Annotated in this window: 22 protein-coding genes; 14 read left to right on the top strand and 8 right to left on the bottom strand. The window is 63.1% G+C overall.

The features are described 5' to 3' along the window. Nucleotides 1-16: 16 nt before the first annotated feature. From QA637_RS16125 to QA637_RS16115, 3 genes are read left to right on the top strand one after another with little or no spacing between them, the layout of a single operon-like run. A complete protein-coding gene (locus QA637_RS16125; protein WP_153436785.1) occupies nt 17-787 on the top strand; it encodes a heme ABC transporter permease in 771 nt (256 codons plus the stop codon). Continuing rightward, nucleotides 784-960: a heme exporter protein CcmD gene (gene ccmD, locus QA637_RS16120; RefSeq protein WP_153436784.1), complete on the top strand. Its 177-nt coding sequence runs from the start codon at nt 784-786 to the stop codon at nt 958-960. Before QA637_RS16125 ends, ccmD begins: the two co-directional genes overlap by 4 nt. Next, complete coding sequence (locus tag QA637_RS16115) at nt 957-1,565, top strand: DsbE family thiol:disulfide interchange protein (RefSeq protein ID WP_153436783.1); 609 nt, start codon at nt 957-959, stop codon at nt 1,563-1,565. Before ccmD ends, QA637_RS16115 begins: the two co-directional genes overlap by 4 nt. A 269-nt stretch (nt 1,566-1,834) precedes the next feature. Here QA637_RS16115 and QA637_RS16110 read toward each other — a convergent pair whose 3' ends face one another. The 6 genes from QA637_RS16110 to QA637_RS16085 form a co-directional block, all read right to left on the bottom strand. Next, on the bottom strand, nt 1,835-2,428 hold the full coding sequence (locus QA637_RS16110; RefSeq protein ID WP_184108640.1) for a DUF2585 domain-containing protein: 594 nt from the start codon (nt 2,426-2,428) through the stop codon (nt 1,835-1,837). Further along, a complete protein-coding gene (locus QA637_RS16105) occupies nt 2,425-3,057 on the bottom strand; it encodes a septation protein A (RefSeq protein ID WP_153436782.1) in 633 nt (210 codons plus the stop codon). The genes QA637_RS16110 and QA637_RS16105 overlap by 4 nt, the downstream gene beginning before the upstream one ends. Before the next feature lie 251 nt (nt 3,058-3,308). Continuing rightward, nucleotides 3,309-4,796 carry a signal recognition particle-docking protein FtsY gene (gene ftsY, locus QA637_RS16100; RefSeq protein WP_428843134.1) on the bottom strand — a complete coding sequence of 496 codons (1,488 nt, stop codon included), beginning with the start codon at nt 4,794-4,796 and terminating at the stop codon, nt 3,309-3,311. A gap of 414 nt (nt 4,797-5,210) precedes the next feature. Then, a complete protein-coding gene (gene mtaB / locus QA637_RS16095; RefSeq protein ID WP_153436780.1) occupies nt 5,211-6,485 on the bottom strand; it encodes a tRNA (N(6)-L-threonylcarbamoyladenosine(37)-C(2))-methylthiotransferase MtaB in 1,275 nt (424 codons plus the stop codon). Then, a complete protein-coding gene (gene dapF, locus QA637_RS16090; RefSeq protein ID WP_184108657.1) occupies nt 6,482-7,387 on the bottom strand; it encodes a diaminopimelate epimerase in 906 nt (301 codons plus the stop codon). The genes mtaB and dapF overlap by 4 nt, the downstream gene beginning before the upstream one ends. 93 nt (nt 7,388-7,480) lie before the next feature. Then, on the bottom strand, nt 7,481-8,497 hold the full coding sequence (locus tag QA637_RS16085) for an MBL fold metallo-hydrolase (protein WP_283062305.1): 1,017 nt from the start codon (nt 8,495-8,497) through the stop codon (nt 7,481-7,483). A gap of 121 nt (nt 8,498-8,618) precedes the next feature. Here QA637_RS16085 and QA637_RS16080 point away from each other — a divergent pair, with 121 nt between their 5' ends. The 7 genes from QA637_RS16080 (at nt 8,619) to trmD (ending at nt 13,715) form a co-directional block, all read left to right on the top strand. Then, a complete protein-coding gene (locus tag QA637_RS16080; protein ID WP_283062303.1) occupies nt 8,619-9,092 on the top strand; it encodes a MarR family winged helix-turn-helix transcriptional regulator in 474 nt (157 codons plus the stop codon). Then, nucleotides 9,089-9,736, top strand: a complete 648-nt coding sequence (locus QA637_RS16075; protein ID WP_153436776.1) for a cysteine hydrolase family protein — start codon at nt 9,089-9,091, stop codon at nt 9,734-9,736. Before QA637_RS16080 ends, QA637_RS16075 begins: the two co-directional genes overlap by 4 nt. A gap of 258 nt (nt 9,737-9,994) precedes the next feature. Further along, on the top strand, nt 9,995-11,563 hold the full coding sequence (gene ffh, locus QA637_RS16070) for a signal recognition particle protein (RefSeq protein ID WP_153436775.1): 1,569 nt from the start codon (nt 9,995-9,997) through the stop codon (nt 11,561-11,563). Nucleotides 11,564-11,575: 12 nt separating this feature from the next. Further along, a complete protein-coding gene (locus tag QA637_RS16065) occupies nt 11,576-11,911 on the top strand; it encodes a chorismate mutase (RefSeq protein WP_153436774.1) in 336 nt (111 codons plus the stop codon). A 37-nt stretch (nt 11,912-11,948) separates the two neighbouring features. Then, nucleotides 11,949-12,323 carry a 30S ribosomal protein S16 gene (gene rpsP, locus QA637_RS16060; protein ID WP_153436773.1) on the top strand — a complete coding sequence of 125 codons (375 nt, stop codon included), beginning with the start codon at nt 11,949-11,951 and terminating at the stop codon, nt 12,321-12,323. Nucleotides 12,324-12,429: 106 nt separating this feature from the next. Beyond that, nucleotides 12,430-12,993, top strand: coding sequence for a ribosome maturation factor RimM (gene rimM / locus QA637_RS16055; RefSeq protein WP_153436772.1), 564 nt, complete (start codon nt 12,430-12,432; stop codon nt 12,991-12,993). An 11-nt stretch (nt 12,994-13,004) separates the two neighbouring features. Next, nucleotides 13,005-13,715, top strand: coding sequence for a tRNA (guanosine(37)-N1)-methyltransferase TrmD (trmD, locus tag QA637_RS16050; RefSeq protein WP_153436771.1), 711 nt, complete (start codon nt 13,005-13,007; stop codon nt 13,713-13,715). Between the two features lie 33 nt (nt 13,716-13,748). Here trmD and QA637_RS16045 read toward each other — a convergent pair whose 3' ends face one another. Then, entirely contained in the window at nt 13,749-14,495 is a 747-nt protein-coding gene (locus tag QA637_RS16045; protein ID WP_153436770.1) for a sulfite exporter TauE/SafE family protein, read from the bottom strand. Next, nucleotides 14,492-14,815: a hypothetical protein gene (locus QA637_RS16040; protein WP_153436769.1), complete on the bottom strand. Its 324-nt coding sequence runs from the start codon at nt 14,813-14,815 to the stop codon at nt 14,492-14,494. The genes QA637_RS16045 and QA637_RS16040 overlap by 4 nt, the downstream gene beginning before the upstream one ends. A gap of 11 nt (nt 14,816-14,826) precedes the next feature. On the opposite strand from QA637_RS16040, the gene rplS reads away from it, so the two are divergent. The 4 genes from rplS to leuC all read left to right on the top strand — a co-directional run bounded on the left by rplS (nt 14,827) and on the right by leuC (nt 19,113). Beyond that, a complete protein-coding gene (rplS, locus tag QA637_RS16035; protein ID WP_136505385.1) occupies nt 14,827-15,360 on the top strand; it encodes a 50S ribosomal protein L19 in 534 nt (177 codons plus the stop codon). Between the two features lie 222 nt (nt 15,361-15,582). Then, nucleotides 15,583-16,392 carry a basic amino acid ABC transporter substrate-binding protein gene (locus tag QA637_RS16030; RefSeq protein ID WP_153436768.1) on the top strand — a complete coding sequence of 270 codons (810 nt, stop codon included), beginning with the start codon at nt 15,583-15,585 and terminating at the stop codon, nt 16,390-16,392. Nucleotides 16,393-16,459: 67 nt separating this feature from the next. Next, on the top strand, nt 16,460-17,278 hold the full coding sequence (locus QA637_RS16025; protein WP_153436767.1) for an amino acid ABC transporter permease: 819 nt from the start codon (nt 16,460-16,462) through the stop codon (nt 17,276-17,278). Between the two features lie 425 nt (nt 17,279-17,703). Beyond that, entirely contained in the window at nt 17,704-19,113 is a 1,410-nt protein-coding gene (leuC, locus tag QA637_RS16020; RefSeq protein WP_153436766.1) for a 3-isopropylmalate dehydratase large subunit, read from the top strand. Nucleotides 19,114-19,123: the final 10 nt, after the last annotated feature.

Below are 19,123 nucleotides of genomic sequence, written 5' to 3'. Positions count from 1 at the left end.
GCGTTAAAGAGCCGTCATGAGCGAAAACAGCCTGGCTATCCGCAAATTCAGCGATCTCGCCAACCCGACCCGGTTTCTGGCGCTGGCTGACCGTGTCCTGCCCTGGTTTGCCGCCGCCACCGCCCTGTTCTTCGCCGCCGGTCTCTGGCTTTCATTCACGACCGAAGGTGACTACCAGCAGGGCGAGACGGTGCGCATCATGTATCTGCATGTGCCGGCCGCCTGGCTGTCGATGATGTGCTACACGGTGATGGCGATCTCGGCGCTCGGCACGCTCGTCTGGCGCCACCCGCTCGCCGATGTTTCCGCCAAGGCGGCCGCGCCGATCGGCGCCTGCTTCACCTTTCTCGCGCTGGTCACCGGTTCGCTCTGGGGCAAGCCGATGTGGGGAGCCTGGTGGGTCTGGGATGCGCGGCTCACCTCGGTCTTCGTGCTCTTCCTCATGTATCTCGGGCTGATTGCGCTCAACCGCGCCATGGACGATCCGGCCCGTTCTGCCCGCGTCTCCGCCGTTCTCGTGCTGGTCGGCTTCGTCAACATTCCGATCATCAAGTTCTCGGTCGAATGGTGGAACACGCTGCATCAGCCGGCGAGCGTTCTGCGTTTCGGTGGGCCGACGATCGATCCCGAGTTTTTGCGGCCGCTTCTCATTATGGCGGTCGCTTTCACGCTGCTGTTCTTCACGCTGCACATTGCGGCGATGCGCAACGAGATCTGGCGTCGCCGGGTCACGTCGCTCCGCCGTCAGGCTGTTCGCAACGCCGGCCGGGAGGCACAGACACTATGATGAGCCACGCCGCCTATGTCTTTGCGAGCTACGCCGTCGCCGCCGTTACGGTGGCGGGACTCGTGTTCTGGGTCATCGGCGATGGCCGCGCCCGTCAGCGTGAGCTGAAGGAGCTCGAGGCGGCAGGCATCCGACGCCGCTCGGCGGAGGCTTCTAGCGGAGCCGGCCGATGAGCAGCACCCACGCACCCCAGCCGGACGAGCGTAAGCCCGGCGCATTGCGTTTCGTGTTCGCGGCGCTGCCGCTCGTCATCTTCGCGGCATTAGCGCTGATCTTCTGGAGCCAGCTGAATTCCGGCAGGGATATCAGCGAAATCCCCTCGGCACTGATCGGCACCAAGGCGCCTAAGCTCGACCTGCCGCCGCTTGAAGGCGCGGCGCTTGCGGGCCAGCCGATGCCGGCACTCAACGATGCGGCAATCAAGGGCAGGCTGACGCTCGTCAATGTCTGGGCCTCCTGGTGCGTGCCCTGCCGGCAGGAGCACCCGATCATCCTCGAGCTCTCCAAGGATCCGCGGCTTCTGGTCGTCGGCATCAATTACAAGGACCAGAACGAAAACGCGTTGCGTTTCCTGGGTGAGCTCGGCAATCCGTTCTCGGCGATCGGTGTCGATCCGCGCGGCAAGGCCGCGATCGACTGGGGCGTCTACGGCATCCCGGAGTCCTATCTCGTCGGCGCCGACGGCACGATCCTTTACAAGCGCGTCGGCCCGTTCGACGAACGCAGCCTCAAGGAAGGGCTGATGCCGGCGATCGAAAAGGCGCTCGCGGGTTCGTGACGGGCCCAGCGGCTCTTTCGTCCCACAATTTGCCCCTCATCCCGCTGCCGCGACCTTCTCCCCGCACGCGGGGCGAAGGGACTTGCGGCACTCGCCCGCCCCTCCTCACCGAAGGCGGTCATGGCTTGGGAAGAAGAGAAGGTAGCGAATTTCCAGTTCTCCCCCCGTACGTGTAGCGATGGGATTTAGGTGGGCGCCGCGAGTCTCCTTCGCCCCGCGTGCGGGGAGAAGGTGGCCGGCAGGCCGGATGAGGGGCGAATGCGGACGAATTAAAGCCCCGCCTGCCATGCCTTCACCGCATCGAGCGGCCAGACGAGCATCAGCACGTTCAAGGTCAGGTTGTCGCGCACCGTCCAGGCGGTGAAGAGCTCCAGCACGATTGCGATTGCGACGGTCACAGCGACCGGTAGCCGCGATGCGAGCAGGAAGCCAGTCGCCATGGCGAGTGTATCCATGGTGGAGTTCAGGATGCTGTCGCCGAAATAGTCGAGCGAGATCGTTGCCGAACGGTAGCGGTTGATCACCATCGGCGTGTTTTCGGCAATTTCCCAAGCGGATTCGATTACGGTCGCAAACAGGAGGCGCGCGCTCAGCGGCTTTCCGCGCAGGAATAGGTGACCGAGACCGTAAAAGAGGAAGCCGTGAATGATATGGGACGGCGTGTACCAGTCGCTGAGGTGCTGCGAGTTGCCGCTGGACTTGACCACGCCTTCCCACAGCTTGACGTAGCCGCATTCGCAGATCCACAGCCGGCCCATGAGATGCTGTGTCAGTATCTGAATCGCAAGCACACCAAGGCAGGCGATCAGCCAGAACCAGGCCCAGCGCTGTCTGTTGTCGTCGGTCCCGGCCGCGATCGTCACTCGGCGCTTTCCTGTTCGAGCGAATGTTTCATGATCAGCGGCATCTGGGCAAGGGTGAAGACAATGGTGATCGGCATCGTTCCCCAGACCTTGAAGGCCACCCAGAAATCCGTCGAGAAGGTTCGCCAGACAATCTCGTTCAGCACCGCGAGGAACAGGAAGAACAGACCCCAGCGGATGGTGAGCTTCCGCCAGCCATCCTCGTCCAGCCTGAAGGCGGAATGGAAGACGTAGCCGAGCAGGGATTTGCCGAACAGGAGGCCGCCGAGCAGGATCGCGCCGAAGAGCGTGTTGACGATCGTCGGCTTCATCTTGATGAACGTGTCATTCTGCAGCCAGAGCGTCAGCGCGCCGAAGACGAAGACGACGATTCCGGAAACGAGCGGCATCATCGGCAGCGTTCGGGTCAGCATCCAGGAAGCGACAAGCGCAATCGCCGTTGCCGCCATGAAGAGCCCGGTGGCGATGAAGATCGGTCCACCGAGTTCGGCAAGCATGGGAAAGCGGCCCGCCAGCCAGTCGCCGCGGGAATTGGCGAAGAAGAAGACCATGAGCGGCCCGAGCTCCAGCACGAGCTTAAGGAGTGGGCTCACCTCTGTCCGCGCCTTGGCGGCTTCGATTGTCGACATATGCGGATCCTGTTCTTGCATATCGCGCCTTCTACCGCGCCACGCGTCTTACGGGACGCGCAAAGGCCGCTGTAGCATTTGAGTTGCTGCATTCTCCTTAAATCGGGCTCGATTCAAGGAGAATGCACCGGAGCGGGTGGAAACACTTCCTCGCCCCATCCGGCTGCTCATAACACCAGCATTGCGGCAAAACCATATCAACGAGGCGGGCGGTGTCCAAACGTCCTTCGAACCATTGTCTGCTGTCGCCATCAGGCGGCAACGCCGGCGATCGCATCGGCGAAATCCTTTGCCTCGAAGGGTTCGAGATCGTCGACGCCCTCGCCGACACCGATGAAATAGACCGGCAGCTTATGCTTGGCGGAGATCGCGACGAGAATGCCGCCGCGCGCCGTGCCGTCGAGCTTGGTCATGATCAGGCCGCTGACGCCCGCGACGTTGCGGAAGATCTCGACCTGCTGGAGGGCATTCTGCCCGGTCGTCGCGTCCAGCGTCTGCAGGACCGTATGCGGCGCGTCCGGGTCGAGCTTGCCGAGGACGCGGACGATCTTTTCGAGCTCCGCCATCAGCTCGGCCTTGTTCTGCAGCCGCCCGGCCGTGTCGATGATCAGCACGTCCGACTTCTTCTCGCGCGCGAGCTGGAACGCCTCATAGGCTAGGCCGGCTGCGTCGGCGCCGAGCTTCGAGGACACGATGTCGGATTTCGTCCGATCGGCCCAGATCTTCAATTGCTCGATCGCTGCGGCGCGGAACGTGTCGCCGGCCGCAAGCATCACTTTCAGGCCCGCGCCGGAAAGCTTGGCGGCAAGCTTGCCGATCGTCGTGGTCTTGCCGGTGCCGTTGACTCCGACGACGAGGATCACATGCGGCTTGTGGCTGAGATCGAGTTCGAGCGGCTTGGCCACCGGTGCCAGCACCTTCGTGATCTCGCCGGCCATGATGCGCGACACGTCCTCGCCGGAGACGTCCTTGCCATAGCGCTCGGAGGCGAGCGTATCGGTGATGCGCATTGCCGTCTCGACGCCGAGATCGGCCTGGATCAGCAGGTCTTCGAGATCCTGCAGCGTCGCCTCGTCGAGCTTCCTCTTGGTGAAGAGGCTGGTGATCTGGCCCTTCAGGTGGGACGAGGAGCGCGCAAGACCGCGGCGCAGGCGCTGGTACCAGGGAAGCTTCGGCTGAGGGGCGGGCGCTGCTTCCTTCGGACGCTTGTCGGCGGTGGCAAAGCCTTTGGGGAGGCTTGATGCCGTTGCGATTTGATCTTCCCGCTTGTGGGGGAGATGCCCCGAAGGGACAGAGGGAGGTGTCGCCGCTCGAGCCTCTTCCTCTTGCTTCTCGGCGTATCCGGAAGCGGCCTCACCCCCCTCTGCCCTGCCGGGCATCTCCCCCACAGGCGGGGAGATTGGAGGAGGCGCGCGCTCGTCTTTCACCGGAACGGTTTCGTCCGCGGCTGCGTCTTCATGGGCGGCGAAGTCGGGGCTTGCCTCGGCGTTCTCGCCTCTCGTATCGGTGTCTTCTGCGCTTGTGTCGGGCGAAGCGGCGATATCGTTCACACCGGCCGCTTTCTCCGCAGCGCGGGTCTGTTCGTCCTCTGCGGTTACCTCGGTCTCCGCCTGATCTCCCCTCTTGTGGGGGAGATGTCCCGAAGGGACAGAGGGGGGTGTGGCGGCCTTGGCCCTTTCACCTTCGCGCGTCTCGGCGTGATCAGATGGGGACGCACCCCCCTCTGCCCTGCCGGGCATCTCCCCCACAAGCGGGGAGATTGGGGGAGGCGCGCTCTCGTCCTCCACCGGGACAGTTTCGTGCACGGCAATGTCTTCATACGCGGCTATATCGAGGCTTGCGTCGGCATTCCCGCCTTTCGTATTGGCGTCATCGGCGCTTGTGTCGGGCGATGCGGCAATATCGTCCACACCACCTGCGGCCTCTCCAGCGCGGGCCTGCTTCTCGGCGGTCGCCTTGGGCTCCACCCCCTCTCCCCCCTCGTGGGGAAGATGTCCCGAAGGGACAGAGGGGGTCGTCGCAGCCCCGCTGGAGACCGCGTCCGGTGCCGCTTCCGGCGCCTCCTGCGGCGGCGCGGGTTTCTCCTCTACGGCGCCTTTGCCAAAGGAGAAGATCTTTTTGATGAAACCAATCGCCATGAGAATTCTCGGATTTCAGGCCGCAGCCATCTGTTTTTGTTGCATCGTCAGATGCTTGCCATTGTGGCCGGTAATTGTGACAGCAACGAGCGACCGCGGCTCGAGGCCGGCCGCATCGACGAGTGTGAAGTTTTCGGTGTGCGCCAGCCCGTTCATCTCGACCAGAATTGTCTGCTTGCTGCCGATCATGCGATCGAGATGGGCGGCGTGGAGTTCCGCCCCTTTGGCGCGCAGGCGGGCGGCGCGCTCCTTGACGAGCGCACGGTCGAGCTGCGGCATGCGCGCGGCCGCCGTGCCGGGGCGCGGGCTATAGGGAAAGACGTGGAGATGGGCGATGCCGCAGTCCTCCGCAAGGCGCGCGGCATTTGCGAACATCGCATCGGTTTCGGTCGGAAAGCCGGCGATCATGTCGGCGCCGAAGCTGATCTCGGGCCTCAAACCGCGTACCTCGTTGCAGAAGGCGCGGGCGTCGGCGCTCGAATGGCGCCGCTTCATCCGCTTCAGGATCATGTCGTCGCCGTGCTGGAGCGAAAGATGCAGATGCGGCATGAAGCGCGGCTCGTCGGCGATGAGGTCAAGGAGATGCCGGTCCGCCTCGATGCTGTCGATTGACGAGAGGCGCAGGCGCAGGATTTCCGGCACCTGCTTCAACAGCGTCTTGGCAAGCAGACCGAGTGTCGGCGTTCCGGGGAGATCGGCGCCATAGCTCGTCGCATCGACGCCGGTCAGCACAATCTCGCGATATCCGCTTTCGACGAGCCGGCGGGCCTGATCGACGACGGCGCCCATCGGCACGGAGCGGGAATTGCCGCGGCCATAGGGGATGATGCAGAAGGTGCAGCGGTGGTCGCAGCCGTTCTGCACCTGGATGAAGGCCCGGACGTGGCCGTCGATGTGTTTGACCATCTGCGGCGCGGTGGCGCGCACGCTCATGATATCGTTGACGCGCAGCTTCTCCTCTGCCGAAACGCCGAAATCCGGCAGCGAGCGATAGGACGTGCTCTTGAGCTTCTCTTCGTTGCCGAGGACCGCATCCACCTCGGCCATTTCGGCAAAGGTTTCCTTCTCGGTCTGGGCGGCGCAGCCGGTGACGATGATGCGGGCGTGCGGGTTGTCGCGGCGGGCACGGCGGATCGCCTGGCGTGCCTGGCGCACGGCCTCGGCGGTGACCGCGCAGGTGTTGACGAGTATGGCGTTGTTCAGTCCCGCCTTCTCGGCCTCGGCCCGCATCACTTCCGATTCATAGGTATTGAGGCGGCAGCCGAAGGTTATGACCTCGACGCCGCTCAAAGCGCCCGCGCTCCGCTTTCGCCAGCCGCTGCACGATCGCGCTGAAAGGCGCCGGTGGCGGGATCAAGCGTGCCCGACCATTCCCACTCGGCCGGCCCCGTCATGATCACGTGGTCGTCCTTCTCGCGCCATTCGATGAGGAGGGGCCCGCCAGGAACGTTCACGGTTACCGTCCGCTCCGTGCGGCCAGTTCTTGCGCCGCTGACGGCGGCGGCACAAGCTGCCGAGCCGCAGGCAAGCGTCAGCCCTGCGCCACGCTCCCAGGTCCTGAGATCCATCTCGTCGCGCGAACGGACGCGGGCGATCGAGATATTGGCGCGCTCCGGGAAGATCGGATGATTTTCAAGGAGCGGCCCGAAGCGATCGAGCTCGTAGGACGAGACGTCGTTCTCGACCCAGAAGATCGCATGCGGATTGCCCATCGAGGCGACGGAAGGTGAGTGCAGGACCGGAGCGTCGATCGGCCCGATCTGCAATTCGATCCGACGCGTGTCATGAAATTCCTCGGCGAGCGGAATCTCGTCCCAGCCGAAGCGTGGGCGTCCCATGTCGACCGAGATCGCCCCGTCCTCATGCTCCTTCGCTTCGAGCAGGCCCGCAACGGTATGGAAGAGGAAGGCCTTCTTGCCGGTTTCGGCGGCGAGCGCCTGCACGACGCAACGGGTGCCATTGCCGCAGGCCTGCGCCATCGATCCGTCCGAGTTGATGATGTCGATCCAGGCATCGGTGCCGGCGGCCTTCGGATCGTGGATCGCCATGATCTGGTCGAACTCGGTCGCCGGATCGGCATTGAGCGCGACCGCAGCATGAGGCGTGACGCGATCCTTCCGGCCGCGCATGTCGACAACCAGGATCTTGTTCCCAAGCCCGTTCATCCTGGCAAATTGCACGCTGTCGGCCATGTCGCGATTATCCAAACTCGCCTCCACTTCGGGGAGGCGTCCTTCATTTGCGCTGTATATGGCGGAAAAGCCCGGAAATTACCAGTGCCGGCTTCATTCGGCCTTCGATGCGGTCGCGGGAACGTCGAAGATCTCGCCGGGACGCATCGCCCTGAAACGCGCCCGCTCGATGCCGGCGCTGTCGAGTGCCGCCTCCAGGGCTCGCAGCGGCTCTTCGATCCCTTCATTGGTCAATCGGAACGTGCCCCAATGGTGCCCGGCGACGTGTTCGGCGCCGCAGGCGATCATGCCCATGACCGCTTCTTCCGGATTCTGGTGCTGGGACGCCATGAACCAGCGCGGCTCGTAGGAGCCGAACGGCAGGTTGGCGAGGCGGAACGGGCCGTGTTTGGCGCGGGCGGCGCGGTAATTGATGCCGTCGTGAAAGCCGGTGTCGCCTACATGATAGATCTTGCCCGCCGGCGCCTCGATGACGAAGGCGGCCCATAGCGCCATGCGCCGGTCGCCGGAACGACGGGCCGCCCAGTGGTGGCAGGGCTCGGCATGGATGGTGATCCCATCTTCCACCTCGACCCGGTCACCCCAATCGACAACGGATATTTCGGCGCTCGGGACCGAACGCCGGATGATGGTGTCGTTGCCGAGCGGTGTCACGACGCGCGGTGCGTGCTCCTCGTTCAATGCCATGAGCGTGGCGAGATCGAGGTGGTCATAGTGATTGTGCGTGACAAGGACGACGTCGATCGGCGGCAGGTCGTCCATGAGAATGCCGGGTGCATTGCGCCTGTGCGGACCGGCGAAGGTAAAGGGGCTCGCGCGGTGCGACCAGACCGGATCCGTCAGGATGTTCAGGCCGCCGACCTGGATCAGGAGCGTCGCGTGTCCGACCATAGTCACCCGGAGACCGTCACCGTCGACGTTGAGATCGGGTTTCGCCTGAAGGAACGGACTGGCATGGTGCTGAGGCCACCGCACCCGGCCGCCGCCAAGCTGCCAACGCAGGAGAGCGCCGAAGCCGCGCGGTGCGGTGCCGCCGGGATTGAAGAAGCGAACGCCGTCGAAATGATCCGAAACGGGGCCGGCGTAATAGGGATTGACACCTTTCCTCATTGCCGTCCTCGGTGCCGTTGCGATGAAACAAGATAGGCGCACCGGAGGTCCCATCACAGGGTTCAGGCAATAGTCTTTAACAAATTCTTGAAGATGACAACTCGATTGCTATCATCGGCCGATGCTCGTCCGATTCGACAAACAGGAACGCCTCTACAAGGCCATCAAACTTGTCCGCCCCATCCAGCTCAACGTCAACAGGACGGTGGAGAAGATGCTCGACGGGGCGGGGATCACGGTTGCCGAGCGGGCTATCCTCGAAGTGCTTTGCAACGAGCCGCTGACGGTGCCGGAGGCGGCAAGGCGCCTGTCGATGAAGCGGCAATTTGTCCAGCGCATCACGGCGGGGCTGTTTGCAAAGGCCCTGATCGAGAAAAAACCCAATCCGGAGCATCGCAAGGCCTATTTCTGTGTCCCGAGCGCCGCCGGCCGTGAGTTGTTCAACGCCGTTCACCAGCGCGAACTGGAACTGCTGCATGCGGCTCTCGGCGATATCAACCAGACCGAGGTGGTGGTGGCTCTCCGGGTGATGGCGCGAATCGACTCGGCTTTCGAGGAACTGGCACATCAGTTGGGCGCGGAGGAAAGCGGATGACTACGGTTCTCGCGGCGGTGGCGGCAGTCGTCGTTGTCGGCGCCCTCTTCGTCATCCGCCTGAAGTATGAATTGCGGAGGGCGAATACGCCGACCACCGGCGAGCGCATCGACATTTCCATGCGGCCGAACCTGGCGCTGCTCGTCATCGACATACAGAAGGACTTCACCTCGATCGGCGGAAAATACGGATGGGACGAGGCCTATCTGAAGAAGCGACTTGCCATGATCAGCACGGCTGCCGTCAAGGCGAGCCAAGCCGAGATACCGGTGATTGCCATCCGCCATGTCTATCGCGCGCCGCTCATCAGGCTGATGATCTGGTTTTTTGGCGAGGGGCGGGGAATCCCGGGATCGAAAGGGCTCGGTCTCGCGTTGCCGCTGTCGCCGGATTTCGATATCGTGAAATCGCTGAGCGATGGCTTCTCCTCACCGGAGCTCGAAGGCTATCTGGCTGCAAACAGGATCGGTACCTTGCTGCTGACGGGGCTCGACGGTTGCCATTGCGTCCAGAACACCGCCAACGGTGCGCTCAACCGCGGCTATCGGGTCGAAATCCTCGAAAACGCCGTATTGAGCCGCGACAAAGCCGGATGGCGCAAGCATGCCGAGGCGCTTGAAGGGCGGGGCGCCGTGCTCACCTGAAGTGGCTTCCAAGCTCATTTGCCGCCAATCCTTGACTTTTCACCCGCTTTCCTGTTTATCGCGGCTAATTCCTTCGCAAGTGATGACTTCGAAGCCGCCGACCGGGCCCCGCAAAGGTATAAAGAGAGCCCGGAGGTCAACATCCGACAGCGCGTTGCGCCCTCGGGTGGTTTTTGGCTTTGCGCCTTGTTTTCCGCGCGAGGGAACCCACGTTTCCGGCTGAGCAATTGGTAAACCGGAAACCAGAAGGATGAGAGTATGTTCGAGAGCCTGCAGGACCGCCTTGGTTCCATATTGAATGGACTGACCGGCCGCGGCGCACTGTCGGAAGCTGATGTTTCCGCGGCGCTTCGGGAGGTTCGCCGTGCGCTGCTCGAAGCCGACGTCGCGCTCGATGTGGTGCGGTCCTTCACGGAAAAGGTTCGCGAGAAGGCGGTCGGCGCCGAAATCCTGAAATCGATCAAGCCCGGCCAGATGGTCGTCAAGATCGTCCACGACGAGCTCGTCGCGATGCTCGGCTCGGAGGGCGTGCCGATCGATCTCAACGCGCCGGCCCCGGTTGTCATCATGATGGTCGGCCTTCAGGGCTCGGGCAAGACGACGACCACCGGCAAGATCGCCAAGCGGCTGACCGCGCGGGACAAGAAGAAGGTCCTGATGGCCTCGCTCGACACGCGCCGTCCGGCCGCGCAGGAGCAGTTGCGTCAGCTCGGCGTCCAGACCGGCGTCGATACGCTGCCGATCATCGCCGGCCAGTCGCCGACCGACATCGCCGCGCGCGCCGTCCAGGCAGCCAAGCTCGGCGGCCATGATGTCGTCATCCTCGATACCGCCGGCCGCACCCATATCGACGAGCCGCTGATGATCGAGATGGCGGAAATCAAGCGGAAGTCCAATCCGCATGAGATCCTGCTCGTGGCCGATGCCCTGACTGGTCAGGACGCGGTCAATCTCGCACGCAATTTCGACGACCGCGTGGGCATCACCGGTCTGGTGCTGACCCGCATGGACGGCGACGGCCGCGGCGGTGCTGCCCTGTCGATGCGCGCCGTCACTGGCAAGCCGATCAAGCTGATCGGCGTTGGCGAGAAGATGGGCGAGCTCGAGGAGTTCCATCCGCGCCGCGTTGCCGACCGCATCCTTGGCATGGGCGACATCGTTTCGCTGGTCGAAAAGGCGGCGGAAAACATCGATGCCGAGAAGGCGGCGGCCATGGCCGCCAAGATGGCCAAAGGCAAGTTCGACCTGAACGATCTCGCCGACCAGCTCAGGCAGATGCAGAAGATGGGCGGCATGGGCGGCATCATGGGGCTGATGCCGGGCATGGCCGGCATCAAGGACAAGATGGCCGCTGCCGGTCTCGACGATTCACTCTTCAAGCGCCAGCTCGCCATTATCTCCTCGATGACCAAGGCCGAGCGCGCCAATCCGGACATCCTCAAGCATTCGCGCAAGAAGCGCATCGCTAGCGGCTCCGGCACCGATGCTGCCGACATCAACAAGCTTCTGAAGATGCACCGCCAGATGGCGGACATGATGAAGATGATGGGCGGCAAGGGCAAAGGCGGCATGATGAAGCAAGTGATGGGCGGCCTTGCCAACAAGATGGGTCTTGGTGGATTGGGCGGCGGCATGCCGGATCTGTCGAAGATGGACCCGAAACAGCTCGAGGCGCTGCAGAAGCAGGCCGAGGCCGCCGGTCTCGGAAAGCCCGGCGGCGGCCTGTCCGGTCTTGGCGGCGGTGGATTGCCAGGCTTGGGCGGCACCAAGCTTCCGGGTCTTGGTGGCGGTTTCCCGGGTCTACCCGGCCTGCCGAAGAAGAAGTGAGGATCGCAGAGAATGGTTGATCCCGAGATCAGAGAGGAATTGGCGGGCTACCGGCAGTCGATCGACAATATCGATGCCGCGCTCGTCCACATGCTGGCCGAACGTTTCCGCTGCACCAAGGCGGTCGGCGTTCTTAAGGCCAAGCATCAATTGCCGCCGGCCGATCCGGCGCGCGAGGAATACCAGATCGAACGCCTTCGCCGTCTGGCGAAGGATGCCAATCTGGACCCGGATTTCGCCGAGAAGTTCCTGAACTTCATCATCAAGGAAGTCATCCGGCATCATGAAGCCATCGCCGCCGATCGCTCGCAGCCCGCGGGCAACGCCGGCGCCACCCATTCCGCTTGAACGAAGCGGTCAAGAAAGCCTGCAAGGAGTAACTGAAATGGCACTGAAAATTCGTCTCGCCCGTGGCGGCTCCAAGAAGCGCCCGTATTACCAGATCGTCGTTGCCGATGCGCGCAGCCCGCGTGACGGCCGCTTCCTCGAAAAGCTCGGCTCCTGGAACCCGATGCTCGCCAAGGACGACGAAAAGCGCGTCGAGCTCAACGCGGAGCGCGTGAGCCACTGGATCGCCCAGGGCGCACAGCCGACGGACCGCGTCCTGCGTTTCCTCGATCAGGCTGGTCTCGCCAAGCGCCCGGCCCGCAACAACCCGAACAAGGCACAGCCCGGCAAGAAGGCACAGGAACGTGCCGCCGAAGCCAAGCAGCGCGCTGAAGAAGCTGCGGCCGCCGCTGCCGAAGCAGCCGCCGAATAATAATATCGCCGTCAAAACGGTGTGGCATACGGGTGGCATTTCCATGCCGCCCGTTTTGTTTTATGTGCACACGGAATTCGGATCGCGCCGGAAATGGATCGAGACCATGAGCAAGCTTGAAAACCCAGTCCTGATGGCGACCATCGGCGCGGCCCAGGGCCTGCGCGGCGAGGTGCGGGTGAAATCCTTTACGGATGATCCGACGGCGCTCGGCGACTACGGCAACTTGCACAGCGCCGACGGGCGCGTCTTCGAGGTGCTCGAAATCCGCGAGGCGAAGAACGTGGTCGTGGTGCGCTTTCGCGGTGTCAACGACCGCAATGCGGCCGAAGCCTTGAACGGGCTGGAGCTCTTCATCGAGCGCGACAATCTTCCCGACGATGATCTCGACGAGGACGAGTTTTTCTACGCCGATCTCGAGGGGCTGGAGGCGGTGGACGGCACCGGCAAGAGCTATGGCTCGGTGACCGGCGTCTTCGATTTCGGTGCCGGCGATCTCCTGGAACTGAAAGGACCGGGCAGGCGGCCCGTGCTGATCCCCTTCACCGAATGGTCGGTGCTCGAAATCGATCTCGAGGCGGGAAAGCTACTGGTCGACCCGATCGCGGCGGGCCTTGTTGACGACAAGGACGAAGGCACCGGGAATCCGTTCTCGAAAAAGAGCAAGTGAGCGGTTCGGCGATGTCTTTTCGTGCCACGGTCCTGACGCTCTATCCGGAGATGTTTCCCGGACACCTCGGCGTCTCGCTTGCCGGCAAGGCGCTGGAACGCGGTGAGTGGTCGATCGAGGCCGTGCAGATCCGCGATTTCGCCGAGGACAAGCACCGGACCGTCGACGATACGCCGGCCGGCGGCGGCGCCGGCATGGTGCTGAAGCCCGACGTGCTGGCGCGCGCAATCGATAGAGTCGCGGCCGACGATGAACGTCCGCGGCTGCTGATGAGCCCGCGCGGCCGGCCCTTGACGCAGGAGCGCGTGCGGGAAATGGCTGCCGGCCCCGGCGTCGTCATCGTCTGCGGCCGCTTCGAGGGTGTCGACCAGCGGGTCATCGATACGCGCAATCTCGAGGAAGTGTCGATCGGCGACTATATTCTTTCCGGCGGCGAGCCGGCGGCACTCGTGCTGCTCGATGCCGTCGTGCGCATCCTGCCGGGCGTGATGGGCAACGAACTGTCCGGCGTGCACGAAAGTTTCGAGGGCGGCCTGCTGGAGCATCCGCACTACACCCGGCCGCAGGTCTTCGAAGGCCAGGAAATCCCGGCGGTGCTGACTTCCGGAAACCATGGCGCCATCGCCAAATGGCGCGAGGCCGAGGCCCGAAAATTGACGGCGGAGCGCCGGCCGGATCTGCTGGCGCGTGATCCGAAATGTGGGAACCGGTTTTCGGAATAATCACGCGCGGATCAAAACTTGCCGTGCGGCCGGTCAGCCGGTGAAGAAATAATAGGCGGCAAGCAGCAGACCGACCGCGACGACGAGTGCGCGAATGATCGCCTGCGGAACGCGCCGCGCCGCCCAGACGCCCGAAAAGCCGCCAAGTGCCGCTCCCGGAACCATGATGGCGGCATGCAGCCAGGAAACGACGCCGCCTGCGGCAAAGACCGCGATGGCGATTGCGGCGATCACGATCGAGATGAAGTTCTTCAGCGCATTCAGCCGATGGTAGCCGCCACCGGTCGCAAGGCCGAGAACGGCCAGCATCATGATGCCCATGCCGGCGCCGAAGAAGCCGCCATAGACGGAGGTCGCCATCTGGCTGGCGACCCCGAGCGGGCCGATTCGGTGTTCGTCGCTGCGTGCCTTGGGCTTCAGCAGCGGACCGGCCGCGAAGATCGCGGTCGCGGCGATCAGCAGCCATGGTACCATCGCACGGAAGGACGGATTGGAGAGCGAGAGCAGAAGCAGCGCACCGGCCAGTCCGCCGACTGCCGAAATGACGCCGAGCAGGATCGCGTTCCGCCGGTCGGCGCGGATTTCCTTTGCATAGGCAAGCGCCGAGGTGATGTAACCCGGAAACTGGATGATCGACGAGGTGGCGTTGGCAACGATCGGCGGCAGGCCGCCAAGCGTCATGGCGCCGAAGGTCAGAAAGGTGCCGCCGCCGGCGATGGCGTTGACGACACCGGAGAGGAATCCCGAAACAAAAAGCAGAAAAGCTTGAACAATCGTCATGGCCATCCCCGTACCGCGTGGACACCGGGATAGCCGCTGGCGATATCGACCGCAAGCCCGTAGCCGAAACTGTCTCCAAAGCCTGGAATTTCAGGCAATTCTGATAAAATGCCGTTTCTGAGGCGGCAAGTGCCCGGAAAATCGGCTTTCGGGGATGACAAGGCGGATTGTTTGGTGTATGTGCCGCCCCGGTTCGGGTTCTTTGCCCGTCGACCATCAACAAAGAATGGCGAATCCGCTCCTGCCATGGATACGGCAAGGCTTGAAGGGAAATCCAACAGGCTGATCGAGAGCGCTCTGGCTGTTTCAGAAGAACGCAAAGGTTAGACCGATGAACATCATCCAACAGCTGGAAGCCGAACAGGCCGCCAAGATCGCCGCAAAGCGCACCCTTCCCGATTTCTCCGCCGGCGACACCGTCCGCGTCAACGTCCGCGTTGTCGAAGGCAACCGTACCCGTGTCCAGGCCTATGAAGGCGTCTGCATCGCCCGTTCCGGCGGCGGCCTCAACGAAAGCTTCACCGTTCGCAAGATCTCCTACGGCGAAGGCGTCGAGCGCGTATTCCCGGTTTACTCTCCGCTCGTCGAGAGCGTCGAAGTGGTTCGCCGCGGTAAGGTTCGTCGCGCCAAGCTCTACTATCTGCGCGATCGTCGCGGCAAGTCGGCCCGTATCGTGGAAAACACCGGCACGCGCGCCCGCAAGCTGAACGAAGCCGAGCGTCAGGCCGTTGCCGACGAGAAGGCACGCATCGAGGCTGAAAAGGTTGCAGCCGCCCAGGCTCTGGCCGCCGAGAAGGCTGCAGCGGAAGCCGCTGAGGCAAAGGCAGCAGAAGAAGCAAAGGCAGCGGAGAACGCAGCCGAATAAGATTTCAATTCCTCGGAATTGTCAGGAAGGCGGCCTCGGGGCCGCCTTTCTTTTTGCCGTAGCGGAATCAGGAAAAGTGTGAAGCAGTTTTACGCCCGCGTCCCGCTAGGCCCTCAAGGGAATCGGATTTCGCATCGACCCAAGATCTAGCGATCTATCTTCTTGTCTTCCCGGTAGAATTTGTGACATTTTCTGTCGCCACAATTTTCGGGAGCTTCTCCAATGACATGCCGTCGCCATGTGCTTGCGGGTATAGCCGCAGCCCTCGCCATTCCATTCGCATTCTCCGCGCCCGCTCACGCGAGCGATCTGCCGGACCTCGGCGGCAAGACGGTCGTCGTCGTGACCGAGAATGCCTACCCGCCGCTGCAGTTCGTCGACCCCAAGACCGGCCAGGCGGTCGGCTGGGAATATGATGCGATGAACGAGATTGCCAAGCGGCTGAACTTCAAGGTCGAGTACCAGAACACGAGCTGGGATGCGATGATCCAGGCGGTCTCCGACGGCCAATACCAGATCGGCATGACCGGAATTACCATCAAGGACGACCGGAAGGAAAAGGTCGACTTCTCCGATCCCTATATGCGCTCGCAGCAGTTCATGCTGGTGCGTGGCGACGAAGCCCGCTTCAACGACGCCAAGAGCTTCGCTTCCGTCGAGGATGCGTTGATCGGTGCCCAGCCCGGCACCTCTCCCTTCTACACGGCCGTCTATGAAATCCTCGACGGCAACGAGCAGAACCCGCGCATCAAGCTGTTCGAGACCTTCGGTGCGACCGTGCAGGCGCTCAAGGCCGGCGACGTCGACCTCGTGCTGACCGACAGCGTGGCGGCGAAGGGCTATGTCGATTCGTCCGAAGGCAAGCTCAAGGTCGTCGGCGAGCCGCTCGGCACCGAGGATTTTGGCTTCATTTTCCCGAAGGGCTCCGATCTCGTCGCCCCGATCAATGCCGCCATCAAGGCGCTGAAGGAGGACGGCACCTTCGATGTGCTGAACAAGAAATGGTTCCTCGACTACAAGATGGGCGGCTGATCGCCGGAGCGGGATGAGGAGTGTGCGGCTTTCCGCCGGCATCCCGCCCCAACTTATCGGAATCATGATGGCGCCAGTTAAATCCGACACTTCCGAAAAGGGCGACTATCCCTGGTGGCTGGTCGCCCTTCTCCTGATCGCCGTGTTGCTCGCCGCGGTCATTGCAACCAACGACATCTTTTCCCAGGTCTTCGGCGTTGTCCTCAAGGGCATTGGCGTCACCATTTTCGTGACGCTGGTGGGTTTTGCGCTGGCGACGGTGCTCGGCCTCGGCGTGGCGTTGATGGCGCTTTCCGAGCATGTCGCGCTGCGCCAGACCGCGCGCTTCTATACGGAGGTGATCCGTGGCGTGCCGATCCTCGTGCTGCTTTTCTACATCGCCTTCGTCGGGGCGCCGGCGCTGGTGGTCGTGGCGAATTTCGCGGCTGCGCCGTTCATTTCTGCAGGCTGGATGGAGCCGCTCGTCGTTCGCGATATCTCGCTGATGTGGCGGGCGATCATCGCCCTGATGATCGGCTATTCGGCCTTCATCGCCGAGGTCTTTCGCGCCGGCATCCAGTCGGTCGACAAGGGGCAGGTGGAGGCGGCCAAGGCGCTCGGGCTTTCGCGCTATCAGCGCTTTCGCCTCGTCGTCTTCCCGCAGGCGATCCGCGTCATCCTGCCGCCGCTCGGCAACGACTTCGTGGCGATGGTCAAGGATTCCTCGCTGGTCTCGGTGCTCGGCGTCGCCGACATCACCCAGATGGGCAAGATCTACGCCTCGGGCTCGTTCCGCTTCTTCGAAACCTATTCCATCGTCGCCTATGTCTATCTCATCCTGACGATTGGCCTCTCGTTGGCGCTCCGGGCGCTCGAGCGGCGGTTGAGACGGGCGGAGACGCGGTAGGCATTGCGTTCTTGGCAAGACCCAACCCCTCCCCACAAGGGGGAGGGCTTCCGGTGCCCACGTCCGGCGGGGTGCCAAATTCCGACATCCGAGTTCACGGGGCCGCTAAGACAGGAATGGGATGGCGCGGCATCGTAACCCCTCCCCCTTGTGGGGAGGTGGGGAGGGGTCTTGATCGTCTGCGTCCCATCTCTTCGATTGCCGAACCGTCGAAAAATTGATATGAGCACCGGCCATGGAATCCAAATTCGGATGTCGCGAACAGAAAATCGTCGTGCTGCAAGACCACAAGCGTCTGCCGGCACGCTTTTTCGCGCGGGTTTCCGGCGCGCTCACCAGCCGCCTATCCTGATCGTTCGATCAGTTTTCCGGCCGTCTGCAGCCGGCATTTCCCCATATTCTGAAAATCGAATGGACATATCGCCATGAGCGCACCGCGTACCCTCTATGACAAGATCTGGGACGATCATCTGGTCAACAGCCAGGACGACGGCACCTGTCTTCTCTACATCGATCGTCACCTCGTTCACGAGGTGACGAGCCCGCAAGCCTTCGAGGGCCTGCGCATGGCCGGCCGCAAGGTCCGCGCGCCGGAAAAGACGCTCGCCGTCGTCGACCATAACGTCCCGACCTCACCCGATCGCCATCTTGGCATCAAGAACGAGGAGAGTCGCATCCAGGTTGAGGCGCTCGCCAGGAATGCTGCCGACTTCGGCGTCGAATACTATTCCGAGAACGACAAGCGCCAAGGCATCGTCCACATCGTCGGTCCCGAACAGGGCTTCACGCTGCCCGGCATGACGATCGTCTGCGGCGACAGCCACACCTCCACCCACGGTGCCTTCGGCGCGCTCGCGCATGGCATCGGCACTTCGGAAGTGGAACATGTTCTGGCGACGCAGACGCTTATCCAAAAGAAGGCGAAGAACATGCTGGTGCGCGTCGACGGCCAATTGCCGCCGGGCGTCACTGCCAAGGATATCATCCTCGCGATCATCGGCGAGATCGGCACGGCCGGCGGCACCGGTCATGTCATCGAGTTTGCCGGCGAAGCCATCCGTTCGCTCTCGATGGAAGGCCGCATGACGATCTGCAACATGACGATCGAAGGCGGCGCCCGCGCCGGCCTGATCGCGCCGGACGAGACGACCTTCGCCTATATCAAGGACCGGCCGCGCGCGCCCAAGGGCAAGGCCTGGGACATGGCGCTCGAATACTGGAAGACATTGCACACGGACGAGGGCGCCCATTATGACCGCGTCGTCGTGCTCGACGCCGCCAACCTGCCGCCGATCGTGTCCTGGGGCTCCTCGCCGGAGGACGTGGTCTCGGTGCAGGGCATCGTTCCGAACCCGGATGAAATCCAGGACGAGACCAAGCGCGCCTCGAAATGGCGTGCGCTCGACTATATGGGCCTGAAGCCGGGCACGAAGATCACCGACATCGCCATCGACCGGGTCTTCATCGGTTCCTGCACCAATGGCCGCATCGAGGACCTGCGCGCCGTCGCCAAGGTCGTTGAGGGCCGCAAGGTTGCCGCGACCGTTTCGGCGATGATCGTGCCGGGCTCCGGCCTCGTCAAGGAACAGGCGGAAGCGGAAGGACTCGACAAGGTCTTCAAGGAAGCAGGTTTCGACTGGCGCGAGCCCGGCTGCTCCATGTGCCTGGCGATGAACGACGACCGGCTGAAGCCGGGCGAACGCTGCGCCTCGACGTCGAACCGCAACTTCGAAGGCCGTCAGGGCTTCAAGGGGCGCACGCATCTGGTTTCGCCGGCGATGGCCGCCGCTGCGGCGGTTTCGGGGCACTTCGTCGATATCCGCGAGTGGAAATAAGCCGGTTCGA

The organism is Sinorhizobium terangae, from assembly GCF_029714365.1.
Classification (GTDB): domain Bacteria; phylum Pseudomonadota; class Alphaproteobacteria; order Rhizobiales; family Rhizobiaceae; genus Sinorhizobium; species Sinorhizobium terangae.
This window is presented reverse-complemented; position numbering and strand designations above follow the sequence as displayed.

Coding starts and splice junctions, on each gene's coding strand:
- QA637_RS16125 (WP_153436785.1), top strand. CDS start 17: ATGAGCGAAAACAGCCTGGCTATCCGCAAATTCAGCGATCTCGCCAAC.
- ccmD (WP_153436784.1), top strand. CDS start 784: ATGATGAGCCACGCCGCCTATGTCTTTGCGAGCTACGCCGTCGCCGCC.
- QA637_RS16115 (WP_153436783.1), top strand. CDS start 957: ATGAGCAGCACCCACGCACCCCAGCCGGACGAGCGTAAGCCCGGCGCA.
- QA637_RS16105 (WP_153436782.1), bottom strand. CDS start 3,057: ATGTCGACAATCGAAGCCGCCAAGGCGCGGACAGAGGTGAGCCCACTC.
- ftsY (WP_428843134.1), bottom strand. CDS start 4,796: ATGCCCGGCAGGGCAGAGGGGGGTGCGTCCCCATCTGATCACGCCGAG.
- dapF (WP_184108657.1), bottom strand. CDS start 7,387: ATGGCCGACAGCGTGCAATTTGCCAGGATGAACGGGCTTGGGAACAAG.
- QA637_RS16085 (WP_283062305.1), bottom strand. CDS start 8,497: ATGAGGAAAGGTGTCAATCCCTATTACGCCGGCCCCGTTTCGGATCAT.
- QA637_RS16080 (WP_283062303.1), top strand. CDS start 8,619: ATGCTCGTCCGATTCGACAAACAGGAACGCCTCTACAAGGCCATCAAA.
- QA637_RS16075 (WP_153436776.1), top strand. CDS start 9,089: ATGACTACGGTTCTCGCGGCGGTGGCGGCAGTCGTCGTTGTCGGCGCC.
- ffh (WP_153436775.1), top strand. CDS start 9,995: ATGTTCGAGAGCCTGCAGGACCGCCTTGGTTCCATATTGAATGGACTG.
- QA637_RS16065 (WP_153436774.1), top strand. CDS start 11,576: ATGGTTGATCCCGAGATCAGAGAGGAATTGGCGGGCTACCGGCAGTCG.
- rpsP (WP_153436773.1), top strand. CDS start 11,949: ATGGCACTGAAAATTCGTCTCGCCCGTGGCGGCTCCAAGAAGCGCCCG.
- rimM (WP_153436772.1), top strand. CDS start 12,430: ATGAGCAAGCTTGAAAACCCAGTCCTGATGGCGACCATCGGCGCGGCC.
- trmD (WP_153436771.1), top strand. CDS start 13,005: ATGTCTTTTCGTGCCACGGTCCTGACGCTCTATCCGGAGATGTTTCCC.
- QA637_RS16045 (WP_153436770.1), bottom strand. CDS start 14,495: ATGACGATTGTTCAAGCTTTTCTGCTTTTTGTTTCGGGATTCCTCTCC.
- rplS (WP_136505385.1), top strand. CDS start 14,827: ATGAACATCATCCAACAGCTGGAAGCCGAACAGGCCGCCAAGATCGCC.
- QA637_RS16030 (WP_153436768.1), top strand. CDS start 15,583: ATGACATGCCGTCGCCATGTGCTTGCGGGTATAGCCGCAGCCCTCGCC.
- QA637_RS16025 (WP_153436767.1), top strand. CDS start 16,460: ATGGCGCCAGTTAAATCCGACACTTCCGAAAAGGGCGACTATCCCTGG.
- leuC (WP_153436766.1), top strand. CDS start 17,704: ATGAGCGCACCGCGTACCCTCTATGACAAGATCTGGGACGATCATCTG.